Origin of the sequence: Dorea sp. 210702-DFI.3.17, assembly GCF_020560825.1 — a bacterium.
GTDB classification, from domain to species: domain Bacteria; phylum Bacillota; class Clostridia; order Lachnospirales; family Lachnospiraceae; genus Dorea; species Dorea formicigenerans.
This window is the reverse complement of sequence record NZ_JAJCNB010000026.1, coordinates 25,045-38,078: the sequence shown is the minus strand read 5'-3', so window position 1 is coordinate 38,078 and position 13,034 is coordinate 25,045. Positions and strand designations below refer to the sequence as shown.

Genomic DNA, 13,034 nt, shown 5'->3' with positions numbered 1-13,034 from the left:
TGAAATATAGAGTTATCAAGGTTCAGCACACCTTATTGGTGTGGGAAGTTTGAGTAATTAAATTACATCAACTCTTAAAGTTATACCGATCCGATCTTCCAAAGGTGTAAATTCTACATTTCCATCCAAGAAACCCAATAAACTCAAGGCTTTTGCTCCGTCCCTTAAACACTGCCATGACATATAAATAGTATTTTGACCACTTTTTTATCTCCTTTCGTGCCAACGGATTTGAGGCGATAAACCTTTATTTTTCAACATTTTTGCACATTTTTATATTTAATTGTTTTTCATTTTTCCTGTCGCATCATTCAGCATAAAGACCGAGCAATTCTCATTCTGAATCACAGGCTTCACATTACTTCCAAGATTTGCAATTTCATTCTCATTCAAATTTCTTCTCATTCCCTTCATATAGCTGTATTTTCTTCGTTAGTCATCTCTAACTTTTTTATATCTTACCATGAGAATTAAGCTTTATCCATACCTGAATGAACCTTGGTAATCCATTTGGACAAAAATAAAGTTCCAGACTTATCATCTGAAACTTTATATTCAAGAATGCCTCGGCATCCTTGCATTACTTCACACAATGGAAATATACCATCGAGCCTTCAACATGGACATCGGTTTCTTTATATAGTTTTTGAAGGATATTTCTCAGCTCTTTCTCCGTCTGAAACGGTGGAGAAAACCAACCTTTCTTTGCAAGAATATTTTTTACCAGCCAGTCTGTCCGTTTTGATTTTCCCTTGATATAAAAGCAGGCAATGAAATTGCCGCCTGGTTTCAAAACACGCCATATTTCATGAAATGCTTTTTGCTTGTCAGGAAATGCATGAAAACCATTCATACTGACAACAGTATCAACAGATTCATTCTCCATTTGCAGATTCCCCACATCACCCTGAATACATTTGATATGTGCATGACTGCCAAGTCTTTTTCTGGCTTGATCAAGCATATCTATGCTGTAATCAAGGCAAGTAATATGTGCATTTTTCAAGGAACTCCATTTGTTTTCCGTAAATACAGCAGTTCCAACCGGAACATCAAGAAGATTTCCTGAAAAATCATCAGGAACATATGCTAAAACTTTTCGTGCTATATCATTATCATCAGTGCCACTCCAAAATAACTTAATATACAGTTTACTGAAAATATTCCCTTGAGTAAGAACATCGTCATATATATTTTTTGATGTTTCATAAGCATTTTGTATTTTGTCTGCCATAGTACCCTCCAAATTTAATTTTCATTCTAAAAGCTTAAAACTATCGTTCTCTAATCTTCCTGACATTACGATTCATGAGGTGTCTTCCAATATGTCTATAAACAAATGCTTTAAAAGCTGAAATTTCTTGATGATGTTCCTTCAATAGTTCATCTGGACAATCATAAACACCAAAATCCTGATTGATTCCCTCGCTCTGAATATAAGTATTGTTCCTATCAAATTCAATAATGAGATTTCTGAAATCCTTGACTGCTACTCCATAACCGCAAAATGCACCTTTACATTCCGGATTTCGTTCCTGTAACTTCTTTATATAGGTTTTATCCAAAATGAAGCCTTCCAGTTCGTACCACTGATTTTCAAAATTAATTTCTACCCAGCTATGGAAAATATTTGTTGGGGCATTACGGTAAACAAACCCGGTCATAGCTCCTTTCTGCAGGCTTTTATCAATCGTAAAACCATGTATTCTGCATGGAATATTGCAGGCACGTAAAAATGCCATGAATAAAGTTCCTTTTGTATTACATTGTCCATAACCATCTGCAAGTACTTTTGAAGCTGAAATTCCATCATCAATATTATATCCAAATAAAATATCATCTCTTACATAGTTGTAGATTGCCTTAATCCTTTCAAATTCACCCATTTCCTTCCATTTCATATTTTGAATAAGTTTTTGAATTGCCGGATTAGAAAAATCAACCATTCGTGTTTCCCTAAGATACTTATCTTTCATTTCCTATCGCCTTCCCCATAGGTTTTCTCACAACACAATGCATTCGCATACCTTTACGAATTTCAAATCTTTCTACTTTTAATCCTGCTTTTTTACAACATTTTATGACCGCATCTCTTGTTGGCACCTGGACATCTCCATGTCCGCATATATTTGCCAACGGCATTTCCAATGTATTCATTAGCCATACCATCATCATTTATACTTCCACCTGCTCCTGGAAAAGCCGGCAATATTCTCCCTTTTCCAACAATGTTTTCCCATTTATTGTAACTGTCCAGTGAATTTATCATTGTAACAATCGTATTACTTTTATTATTTTTCAATTCAATAAGTGCTTCATACAGCTGGTTTTCCCGGACAATAAGCAAGACAAAGTCATAAATATCATCGTTTGGTAGTTCTCCAAGAATCCTGATTTCTGCCTTTTTTACTTCCTGATTTTTCCTATATTGCAATCCATTATTTCTTAAAGCCTCAAGTCTTTTACCTCTGGCATAAATACTTGTATCATAACCGGCTTCTGCAAATAAAGCCGCATACAAAGATCCAATCACACCCGCACCATAAATTAATATTCTCATAAGAATCATTCCTCTCCTCTTACCCCAGTGCCACATCCAAGATCATCATCAAACTTGCTTTTCGGTCCCTCTGCCTGATCACTTCCAACATGAAGATGTGGAATCAAATAATCAAGTGCAAGTAAAAACAATATACCAATCCAGAACCCAACAACTGCCGTAAAAAACACACATGCTGATCCTATCGTTGTTCCAACAAACGGAATCTGTACACCTTCAAAAATATTTATTCGCATTATATTTTCCTTCCATATATGCTCGAAAAAATTCATTGGCAAAAATAATTATCTTCAGCGGTATAGTATTAGTTCTATAGCTTATTGATTATATTACCTAATATCTGTTATTCTATAATCTTTCATACTTTCATTTCATTAGTCATAGCTAACTGTCTAGTATAAAGAAAACCGCGAAAAAAGCAAACTGTAATTTCACACGGTTTTCTTATGCTTAAGTATATCACTTACGTAATCATACAACAATATAATTCTTTCAACAATTTACAAAAAGCCGAAGGTCACAATAATCTCCATGACCTCCATTGATTTCCAAGCGTTCATGAATCGACGGTTTCTTCTCTTTTCCTGACATTGTCTTTTTCTCTGTTATTGCCTTGGCTTGATCGTATCTCCGACTCCGTCCTCTGCAGTCTGGTAAAAGACATTGAATGGCTCGATTGGAAGAACATTTGCAAGTTCTCTCCCTGCTGTACAATATGCACAAAGTGCCATTGCAAGCCATGTTTTTCCTTTCCCCAGATTTCCCTGGATCAGAATTACTTTCCCAAATGGGATAAATGGATACCATAACCACTGCACTACTTTTTCTTCCACATCTGACATTTTTATGACTGGGATTGGATTTTCTTCCTGTACTTGTTTCTTTTTCAAAGGGATCTTCTCTGCCATATCTTTTCTATCAATCCTTGCTATCAGACACTCATTCCAGTCTTTCTTTGCAGGTCTTAATCGCATCACCATCTTATCGTTTGGGATTTTTTCTGTAAGCTTCTCACAGGCTGCATTTCCGGCAGTATCATTATCCAGACAAAGATAAATCTTTCGGATATTTTTTTATTTTCTACTAAAAAATATCTATAAGACTCCATTTTTGAAATCTTATAGCTTTGCTATTAATGACATTAAATTGTTATTCAATATTGGGATTACCAACGGATTGTCAGATTGTTGTTAAATTTCTTACATCTTTCCACCATAAACAGGGAAAACTCCACTGTCACCATAGCTCTTAATTTTCTTAAAATTCTTTAACAGTTCCATGTCTTCAGCACTAATTTCAAAATCTAGTTGGGCATTACTCTTCATATGTTCAGGATTACCTGTTTTTGGCAAAGAAATTGCACCAAGCTGAAGCGTATATCTAATGCAGAGCTGTGGAACAGTCACACCATACTTCTTTGCAATCGTAGTTATCTCCGGTTGATTTAATATTTCACCATGCGCAATTGGCGAGTATGCTTCTACAGCAATATTATTCTTCTGGCAATATTCTACTAACTCCATCGGCGTATTACTGATGTGGAGAAGAATCTGATTTACCATTGGCTTAATCTTTGCTGTTTCAAGAAGACTTGCAATATCTTCAATCAGAAAATTAGAAATTCCAATTGCCTTCAGTTTTCCTACCTTATAAGCATCCTCAAGAGCTTTCCATGCTGCTCGATTTCCCTCTACATATCTGTCTTCACACTGATTAACCTTTACCCAAGGCTGCGGACTGTGGATAATCATCATATCAAGATAGTCCAGTCCCATCTTTTCAAGTGTTTCATTGATTCCTGCCATCGCTTCCTCATAGGTTTTATGCTCTGCGGCAACCTTTGATACAACAAACAGCTCCTCACGCGGAATACCACAGGTTCTTACTCCTTCACCAACGCCACGCTCATTGCCGTATGCCTGTGCAGTATCAATATGTCTATATCCAATCTCTACTGCTGCTTTTACAGCATCAGCAGCCTTATCATCATCAATAAACCAGGTTCCAAGCCCAAGCTGTGGAATTTTCACTCCATTATTCAATACAATACTTCTATCAAACATTTCATCTACCTCCTATTTTAGTTTTCTATATTCTTCATCACTTACCGGTTCAAGCCATTCATTAGAACCATTTTCGCCCGGAACTTCTATTGCCAGATGTGAAAACCATTCATCCGGTGCGGCACCATGCCAGTGTTTCACTTCTGCCGGAATATTGATGCAGTCACCTGGCTTCATTTCTACAGCTTCTTTACCTTCTTCCTGATAATATCCTCTTCCGGCAACACATACCAGGATCTGTCCACCTCCACTTTTTGCATGTAAAATGTAGCCAGTTCCCCTCATGCGTTGATTTTACTGGGTTTAACTGTATACAAAACTGTGTTTACTGTTACTATCTTTCATTCTTTTCCAAAATAGCTTTGAAGCATAGGCCACATTATTTTCATATATGACACAAAGCTCAGCTCTACTTGTGCTTCATTAAACCATCCAACCATAAAGCTATTTATCTCTTCAAATAATACTTTTGAAAGTTTCTGAATAATAATTGTGTTATCCACTTCTTCAGTATAATCTTTCGCATACATTTTACATATAGAACGCACTCCAAAATAATTATATAGCACACCTACCGTTGTTTTTAATGCTTCAATATCTCTTGGAAAATCTGTTCTATTCATCATATTCACTACTAATTGATGTCTTGAGTTTAGGTAATTCCTAACTGTACTATTACCTATTTCAACATCAACTGTAAATGAAAAATCTTGAGTTTGTATACTATCTGCTCCTAACATTATCATCAATTCAACTTGTGCTGCATGATATTCTGTATAACCAGACAAAGCCATATATTTCCAAGAATCTTGCTTTGCATACATTTCCGTATCTAAAATATGCGTAAATTCATGAAACACAATATACCTTGGTATTTCCGAACTTTTGCATATCCTTAATATATGTTCATCTGTTTTCGTATTATAGTAAGCTTGGGCGGCTGAAGCGAATCCTGCTGCATCGCTTTCCTCAACATTAATTTCAAAAAAATCTATCTTATACTGTGGTAATTTCTCAATTTCCATAAACTCAATATATTCTTTTTCATATTCTTTAATTAAATTTTTAATTTGTATTTCTGTCATATTGTTTTATACCTCATATCAAAGTTAGCATTTCACTTTTAGTATACCATAAAACAATCCCATTCTCATTCTATATATTTTATCCTCAACGATGAAAAGATGTGTCTGCACACATCTCTTCCATCTTATTATTTTCAATGTTATAAGTTCTTAATAAAATTCAAATCCTGTTTCCGTAATGCCTTCTGTAACTTTTCGTTCTTTCTCTTCAGTTCCTTATTTTCTCTGCTCAGAGCTGCCACCTTCTGGTTCAACAGTTCAATCTGTTTTTCCATCGCCATGTTCAGAATTTCTCTTCTTGGATCTATCATTCCGGCCTGTTGCTCTACTGCTTGGTTCAATGTATCCCGGACGGTTGGATTTTTATAAAAGAATCCTCTCGACAATCCAGTTTTCTTCATCAGCTTTGGAACGCTGATACGTTCTTTATTTGCCAGCATATCTTGTATTGCTTGCAATGCCAGTTCAATTTTCTCTTTACTTTTTCTCTGATTTTCCTCAATCATCTTGTCGTATTTGCTCATATTCTTCACCCCATCTTGCCAGACTCATATATATGATGTCACTCATCCTCTGTCTTACTTCTCTGGTTTCGTCTGCCATTCTTTGATTGCTCATTTTCCGGTAATGCTGTACATTATTCAGTCTTTTATGCCCCAATAGTCTCGCTATCGTCCAGTCATCCAGATGCATTTCTGTAAGTTTGACGCCATAGTAGTGCCGGAACATGTGCGTTCCAAACCCGAATAATTCGCCATGATCATCTTTCAACTGCTTTTCCTGTATCATGGACATGACTTTTGTTTTTATAGCCATATACTGCATCGGGCGGTCAGGTTCTTTTTCATTAACAAATATGTATTCTGTATCACCGAACTTTTCCTGTGTATATTCAATAGAACTCTGTAACAGTTTTGCAAGTTCTTTACTGATCGGTTTTTTATATCTTTTAGTTTTAACTTGATATATTTCAATCATATCTTGGCCATTTTCTCTCGTCAGACAATCTGGTCTCAGTGTAAGGGTATCTGATATCCTAGTTCCAAGCATCTGATGTATCAGAAGACATCTTGCAATCTGTACATCCATCTGTGTAATTTCCGCATTCAGTCGTTTCATTTCATCATCAGAATACACTCTAAATTCTGCATTTACTTCCGGTGGAATATCCGTATTAATAAATAAATGCTCCAATCTTTCATAGCTGTAAATTTTTCCGATTGTCTCTAACTGTCGTCTTAATGAAATTACATAAGAACTATTCGCACTATGGGAAGTATCTTTTGTTGACAGATGTATCAAAAATTCTTCCAACACTTCTCTGTCTATTTCACTGCAGCTTTTTATTTTGGAATACTCTTTTTGGAGATATTCTGAGAATATCCTCATTATTGTCAATTCTCCCTGTACAGTTCCTATTGCTTCATACTGCAGATTCATATAAACAGCTTTCTTACATTCTTCCCTGATATCTGGCTGATATATTTTTCTGAAATCCAGTGTTTTTACATTATAAATTGGATTGGATCTGATTTTAATATCCAGATTTTTTAGTTCCCAAACATCTTTTTCTATCTCATCCCGTAAATCTTCTGGCCCTAAAAATTTCAGTACGTTTCTGAAATATAATATCGTCACTGCTTCGCCATAGCTTACTGTACCATACACACTCTTCTTTTCTTTTACAATAGTTATTCCCTGTTCTAACATCCAGCCTTTTAAAAGTGATATCCATTTTTCTGGATTTCTATCTCCAAGGCTTTTGATTCTCCGATTTATTCTGCTGTTCAAAAACTTTGCAATATGATTATAAGCTGTTCGATCCTGAATCAATGCTCTAAACGTTCCGTTTTTGCAGCGATACATAATATAACCTCGAAACTCTTCCTTTAATTCTTGCGTTGGAAGCAACGTTAAATCAAATTTTCCATTATCCTTACGTGTCCCTGTTTCTTGTAAATTGGGGAAATCGCTGAAGTATATAATATCATTTTCCATCTTTTTCCTCTTTCTTTAGCCATGATGCTAAACTACTTCCTTGCATTTCAAAGAACTCATCATTTGCTTTTGCAATCCTTTGCGGCATATAATCAATATACTGTCTTGTCATCTCTTCATAAGTATGTCCAAGATAATCCCTGATACTTTGCAGTGATACATGACTGTCATAAAACATAGTTGCTACTGTATGTCGATAATCGTGTGATTGAAATAAATATTCTCCATTTGCAATCTTATTTTCCCGGCACGCTTCTATCATCTGAGTTCGGAATGTACCATATAGACAAGCACCACCTCTGCTGTTTTTAAAAATGAATTCTTCAGGCTGAATTTCATGTTTTTTCAAGTATACTTTCATAATCTGATAAAGTGCCTGTGGGATTGGAATCCTTTTATAATTCTTCATTTTGACCTGATACACCTGAATCCAATAATCCTCGCCCTGCTGATAATAAGCATTTCCTTTCAATGTACACACTTCACTCGCCCGTAATCCTAGACACCACAGATGTAGGAACATACATCGTAATCGCTCTGGAAAAAGATATAATTTTTTCAAAATTTCCATATATACTGTTTCCTCAACGCTACGATCATGATGTACTATTACTTCTTTTTGTTGGAAATATTCAATTCGGAATGGCATTCTTGTAATATACTGTTTAACTTCCATGAATTTATAAAAATGACCGATACCGAAAATTCTTTCATTAAATCCCTTTGCCTGTATTCCCCGTTCTCGCAAGCCGTCTGCATACTTTTTTACTTCTGCGACAGTTGCATGAATCGCCAGTATCTTTTCTTGTTCCAGCAGTTCAATAAAATTTCTAATACATACAAATCTTCGTACAATCGTGCTGACTGCCTGTCCAGTAATTCCCAGTTCATATTTCATGTATGCCTGTAAAATTTCTCGATTCTGTATTTCCTTGACTTCCATAAAAGAAATGCTAATTAAGGATTTACTTTCGTCTATCCGATGTTTTCCAAGATGTAATCGTTCCAGATACCATACATTTGCTTCCCATTGGATCTGTTCCTGCTGCATAAACGCATCTCTTCTGCATTCACCTAAAATACTTCGTTGACTCGTTTCGGGAAAATTCTTTAAAATAGTTTCCACTTGTTCCATTTCCAGCAATCCAATATCCGTAATATTTAACTGAACACAAGAATCATAAAGAAGTTTTAAGGATTTTAACCTGACATTTCTATAAGCCTTAGACATTGAAGTATTGGCAATGATACGACTCAACGTATAAAAAATTTGTTTCTTTAAAACTTCTGAACAATTTTGTGTAAAATCCCACACCAATAGGTTTGTTTTATAAGAAGTTTCAAAGGTCTCAGCTATTTCCTTTTCCGGATAATACTTCAGAAAATAAATTTTATTTTGATATTTCCATTCATATATCCGCTTTCCATTTAGCGTCTGCATTTGTTGATAGATATGTTGTTGTTTTACCGTATCATATATTTTCAAATAGAAAGATACAATTTGTGATCGTATCTGTCCTCTTAAATATTGTTCATACGAATTTCGCAAAGGATAATCCATTTCTTCCAGATGCCAGATTTTTCTATCTGCCAAGAACTTTTTCAATTTGTTAATTCTTGAATCGCTTTTTATTCCAAGTGCATCAATTTCTGAATATAGTTCCTGCTTTTTCTTCTCAATATCTACTTCAGATTCTGTTATGTGTTCTGCCTGTTGCAATAAATATATAGGTATTTCTCACACCTCCCTACTCCAGCAGACGTTCCGCCCCATAAATAGCAGTGTGTTGTGCATAAAACTCATTACTTGCTTCTATCAGTTCATCATCCAGCCAGTCCAGATACTTTATAGTCGTATCCAAATGTTTATGCCCCAATGCCTGACTGATCATTTCCAGTTCCCATCCTGCCTGCTTTCGCATATTTGCAAAATAGTGACGTAACATGTGGGGTGTGATTTTAACTCCGGTTTTCTTTTCCATTCGGTCCAACATATCATATACACTGTCCACTCTTAATGGCTTTCCAATGTTCTCACCCATGATATTCACAAACAGGTAATCCTGATGTTGCAGGATTTTCCGATATTTTGCCAGATAATCCATGAGAAATTCAAACGTATCATTACTTATCTTGGCACTTCTGTATTCCGCATTTTTGGCTCTCGCTTCATTTTCATTATCTTCCCGGAAGCATACCCTTATCATGTGATTCCTATAATCAATATCTTTGACATATTTTACTCCCAGTAGTTCCCCAATTCTGTATCCGGTTTCTGCTAACATAAGTAACAGAAGCTGATCTCTTCGGTTCGTACAGGCCTGTAAAATTGTAATAATCTGATTTTCTTTTGCTGTTCTCCCACGATGTTCCTCTTCCTTCAGATAGGCTTTAAAAGAATGATTCCGCAGTACCTTTTTTACTCCCACCTGATTAACCGCTATAATCTGGTTATACGATAAGGTTTTGAGACTTCCGTACTGTTCATATTCTGCCTCTATAAATAAATAGAACCTGAACACATCTTTTAAGTATGCGTTGCAGGTTCCTTCATTCGGACACTTCTTTTCTCCAGCCGTTTGCTCTGTATGGTTTCCGGCTTTAAGCCAGTATAAAAATTCCACAAAGTGTTCTGTCTGTTTTTCATAATCTAACTGATAGACTTCTGTGAGTTCCATTTCTTTCTCTGCCATATATTTCATATAATAGCAGATTGAAAATGCTGTGCGTTTCACTGTATTTGGTGAACGTTTACATTTAATCTTATGCATTAGATATTTACTTGGCAGTTCTTCAATACTCATTGTTTCCAGATTTCTGATGAAAAAATATTTTTCTGTTCCATCTTTTATCGTTTCCACCTTGTATATCATAAGCTGCCTCCTTTCCTCTAACGCTATACACAGTATACCCACTTCATGCCGAAATAGCTATTCATCAATACCAACAATCCCACCGAAAACGCCCTTGAAATACCACCAAACTTTTCGTGCAAAATCTGCTTTTTCTGTAGCAGAACCACGAACGGTTACAGGTAGTATTCCACGCCTTTCCGGTTTCGAATAAAGTGCTGGACATCCTTGATATCTTTTGCCATCTTGCAGCTCGGAAGCGCACACATTACTTCCTCATGATACCTGCCACCTTCTCCTGCACGCTCGTCTAAAATGGACACGACACAAGTATCTGTCTCGGTGCGGAGAGCACGTCCGAATCCCTGTCTTAGTTTTTTCTGCATGTCTGGAACAATCACTGCCTGAATATAATCTTTCAGGCTGGCATATTCCTTCTTCTGTGCTTCACTGATGGGATCAGGAACAGCAAAGGGCAGTTTTACTATAATCAGCGAAGATACCATATCTCCAGGGAAGTCTACTCCTTCCCAACAGGAGCCGGCTGCAAAAAGGACAGCATTGTCCATCTGTTTAAATCTTGTGATCTCTTCCGGTGAATGTCTCCACACCTCTATCATCGGGAACGGAATTTCATCCCTTAACATCTGGTAAACGTTTCCCATCAAATGATAAGATGTAAACAGCACTAGCGTATGCCCGTAAGTCGAACAGATCAGTGAATGGATATGGTCTGCTATCATCTCTGCCTCTTCCTGACTTTCTCTTCTGCATGTCTTCAAATTCTTTGGCAGATATAACAGACAGTTCTTCTGATATTCAAACGGGGAGTCTGCCACATATTCCCGGACTCTCCGCACTCTCTGTAATCCTGTCATTTTCCGAATGTGGGAAAATCCCTGTCCGGTTTTTAAAGTTCCGCTTGTCAGAATCGCTCCCATTCCTCTGCTCCATAACATCTGGTCCAGATACTGTGGAATCCGTCTGCTGGATGCACACAATATAATCCGGTGGTCATGGTCCTGCTTCAGATGCAGCACATACTTCTTATCCTGATGGAAAAAGCATTCCAGCACACTTTTGGTTTCTTCCAGCTTGTTTCTGATCCACTTTGGAATCTTCTTTTCTAATTTTTCTATGATCTTATTCATGGTCTGTATCCCCTCATATAAATACATTGCACACTCTTCTGTCATGTGGAATTCTTCTTTTATCCCATATCTGGTTCTGTGGTTTTCTCCTATGATGTCCAGCACCATCCGGATCGTCCCGGACAGTTTTCTTATCTCCGGGCCTTGGTACTCATTCCCAAGATAAAAGCAGATTTCTCGGATATCGTCATAACAGAGGCTCTTCCCAAACATCTGCTTTGCCGCATCCGGCAGCTTATGTGCTTCATCGACAATCAATGCTCGGTAGTCTTTTAATAACGGGCGGTAATCCTGCAGCCTGTGATAACCATCAGCCAGCAGATAATTGTGATTACAGATCTGAATGAACATTTCATGATCTCTGGAACGCTCCAGATACTGCTGATACCTGCATGAGCCTCTTTTCGGGCAGTCTCCCGAACAGAACTTCGGTACACTCACCATCCTTCTGTCAAACCCACTTAAGTTGGACACTTCGTCCATATCATAATGTTCTTTCAACGACAGCAGAGCTTCTTTCTGCAACGCATTTTTGTTTTTTTCTTCGATTGCAACGATTCGGTGCTCCAACCTCTCATCGCAGACAAAATGCTCTTTCCCTTTTCGTATCACAGCTTTAATAGGGGCCTGAATCGTCCCGTTCTCCTGAAGAATCCGGGAGAGAAAAGGGATATATTCTGTAAGAATTGCTTTCTGGAGTGCAATGCTGGAAGTGGATATCACGACCGGACGCTGCTCATAAGGGGAACATCCTTCTGCAAGGAGGGAATATTTTCTCATCAGAACACAGGCCACCAGATAGGCATACGTCTTGCCGATACCGACACCCGCGTCACACAGTGCTATGTTTCTTCCCAGCAGGTTATCCAGCATTTTGTGGCATAACATAATCTGTTCTTCCCTTACTGCCATTCCATGTTCCGGGAACAGCACTCGGAAAATAGTATCAATTTCTCGATGCGCTCTATTGAGATATTCTCTTGTGTAATACATAATTTGTTACCTGATATGCGTGCTGATATCACATCAATACGGCTGTAAAGGATTTCTCCCTACAGCCGTATGTATCTGATATCAACGACACATTCTTCCTTGATTTCTTATACTTTTGATTTTTGGCGTTGTATTTGTCCTCGACTCCCCCATTGCCTTACGGGAACATTACAGGCGGATGCTTGGCATTGCACCGCTCACGGATTTTCTAAAAGTCTTGCTGATTACAACCCAAAGTCCATCCTCTGCTCACTGGCAGTTCCTATGTATCATTATCCCCTCGTAAGTGATCCTCGCAAAAGACCGCCACGGTCCTGTTTCAGTTAAAGATG

At 37.3% G+C, this 13,034-nt stretch carries 11 protein-coding genes and 3 pseudogenes; all 14 read right to left on the bottom strand.

Annotated elements, in window-relative coordinates; genetic code table 11:
* Positions 1–279: 279 nt before the first annotated feature.
* The 14 genes and pseudogenes from LI149_RS15475 to LI149_RS11470 all read right to left on the bottom strand — a co-directional run bounded on the left by LI149_RS15475 (position 280) and on the right by LI149_RS11470 (position 12,702).
* A complete protein-coding gene (locus LI149_RS15475) occupies positions 280–405 on the bottom strand; it encodes a hypothetical protein (RefSeq protein WP_255647478.1) in 126 nt (41 codons plus the stop codon).
* 175 nt (positions 406–580) lie between these two features.
* Positions 581–1,234 (bottom strand): class I SAM-dependent methyltransferase, encoded by a 654-nt coding sequence (locus LI149_RS11530; RefSeq protein ID WP_227143372.1) that lies wholly within the window; start codon positions 1,232–1,234, stop codon positions 581–583.
* Positions 1,235–1,274: 40 nt separating this feature from the next.
* Positions 1,275–1,976, bottom strand: a complete 702-nt coding sequence (locus tag LI149_RS11525) for a transglutaminase family protein (RefSeq protein ID WP_227079064.1) — start codon at positions 1,974–1,976, stop codon at positions 1,275–1,277.
* Between the two features lie 185 nt (positions 1,977–2,161).
* A pseudogene (locus LI149_RS11520) lies at positions 2,162–2,560 on the bottom strand (ketopantoate reductase family protein); the annotation flags it as partial.
* Positions 2,561–2,613: 53 nt separating this feature from the next.
* A pseudogene (locus LI149_RS11515) lies at positions 2,614–2,796 on the bottom strand (ZIP family metal transporter); the annotation flags it as partial.
* A gap of 369 nt (positions 2,797–3,165) precedes the next feature.
* Positions 3,166–3,618 carry an AAA family ATPase gene (locus tag LI149_RS15630; protein WP_227079066.1) on the bottom strand — a complete coding sequence of 151 codons (453 nt, stop codon included), beginning with the start codon at positions 3,616–3,618 and terminating at the stop codon, positions 3,166–3,168.
* A 141-nt stretch (positions 3,619–3,759) separates the two neighbouring features.
* A complete protein-coding gene (locus tag LI149_RS11505) occupies positions 3,760–4,623 on the bottom strand; it encodes an aldo/keto reductase (RefSeq protein WP_227079063.1) in 864 nt (287 codons plus the stop codon).
* A gap of 12 nt (positions 4,624–4,635) precedes the next feature.
* Positions 4,636–4,893: pseudogene (locus LI149_RS11500) on the bottom strand (cupin domain-containing protein); the annotation flags it as partial.
* A gap of 71 nt (positions 4,894–4,964) precedes the next feature.
* Positions 4,965–5,708 carry a hypothetical protein gene (locus LI149_RS11495; RefSeq protein ID WP_006426953.1) on the bottom strand — a complete coding sequence of 248 codons (744 nt, stop codon included), beginning with the start codon at positions 5,706–5,708 and terminating at the stop codon, positions 4,965–4,967.
* 140 nt (positions 5,709–5,848) lie between these two features.
* Complete coding sequence (locus LI149_RS11490) at positions 5,849–6,232, bottom strand: DUF6262 family protein (RefSeq protein WP_015513361.1); 384 nt, start codon at positions 6,230–6,232, stop codon at positions 5,849–5,851.
* A complete protein-coding gene (locus LI149_RS11485; protein WP_006426955.1) occupies positions 6,207–7,706 on the bottom strand; it encodes a tyrosine-type recombinase/integrase in 1,500 nt (499 codons plus the stop codon). The genes LI149_RS11490 and LI149_RS11485 overlap by 26 nt, the downstream gene beginning before the upstream one ends.
* The gene (locus LI149_RS11480) at positions 7,696–8,757 is read right to left on the bottom strand and encodes a tyrosine-type recombinase/integrase (protein ID WP_226853056.1); all 1,062 of its coding nucleotides are present in this window, start codon (positions 8,755–8,757) and stop codon (positions 7,696–7,698) included. The genes LI149_RS11485 and LI149_RS11480 overlap by 11 nt, the downstream gene beginning before the upstream one ends.
* A gap of 697 nt (positions 8,758–9,454) precedes the next feature.
* Entirely contained in the window at positions 9,455–10,579 is a 1,125-nt protein-coding gene (locus LI149_RS11475; RefSeq protein ID WP_006426957.1) for a tyrosine-type recombinase/integrase, read from the bottom strand.
* Positions 10,580–10,734: 155 nt separating this feature from the next.
* Positions 10,735–12,702: an ATP-dependent DNA helicase gene (locus LI149_RS11470; RefSeq protein ID WP_110102393.1), complete on the bottom strand. Its 1,968-nt coding sequence runs from the start codon at positions 12,700–12,702 to the stop codon at positions 10,735–10,737.
* Positions 12,703–13,034: the final 332 nt, after the last annotated feature.

Coding starts and splice junctions, on each gene's coding strand:
- LI149_RS15475 (WP_255647478.1), bottom strand. CDS start 405: ATGAGAAGAAATTTGAATGAGAATGAAATTGCAAATCTTGGAAGTAAT.
- LI149_RS11530 (WP_227143372.1), bottom strand. CDS start 1,234: ATGGCAGACAAAATACAAAATGCTTATGAAACATCAAAAAATATATAT.
- LI149_RS11525 (WP_227079064.1), bottom strand. CDS start 1,976: ATGAAAGATAAGTATCTTAGGGAAACACGAATGGTTGATTTTTCTAAT.
- LI149_RS11505 (WP_227079063.1), bottom strand. CDS start 4,623: ATGTTTGATAGAAGTATTGTATTGAATAATGGAGTGAAAATTCCACAG.
- LI149_RS11495 (WP_006426953.1), bottom strand. CDS start 5,708: ATGACAGAAATACAAATTAAAAATTTAATTAAAGAATATGAAAAAGAA.
- LI149_RS11490 (WP_015513361.1), bottom strand. CDS start 6,232: ATGAGCAAATACGACAAGATGATTGAGGAAAATCAGAGAAAAAGTAAA.
- LI149_RS11485 (WP_006426955.1), bottom strand. CDS start 7,706: ATGGAAAATGATATTATATACTTCAGCGATTTCCCCAATTTACAAGAA.
- LI149_RS11480 (WP_226853056.1), bottom strand. CDS start 8,757: ATGCAGCAGGAACAGATCCAATGGGAAGCAAATGTATGGTATCTGGAA.
- LI149_RS11475 (WP_006426957.1), bottom strand. CDS start 10,579: ATGATATACAAGGTGGAAACGATAAAAGATGGAACAGAAAAATATTTT.
- LI149_RS11470 (WP_110102393.1), bottom strand. CDS start 12,702: ATGTATTACACAAGAGAATATCTCAATAGAGCGCATCGAGAAATTGAT.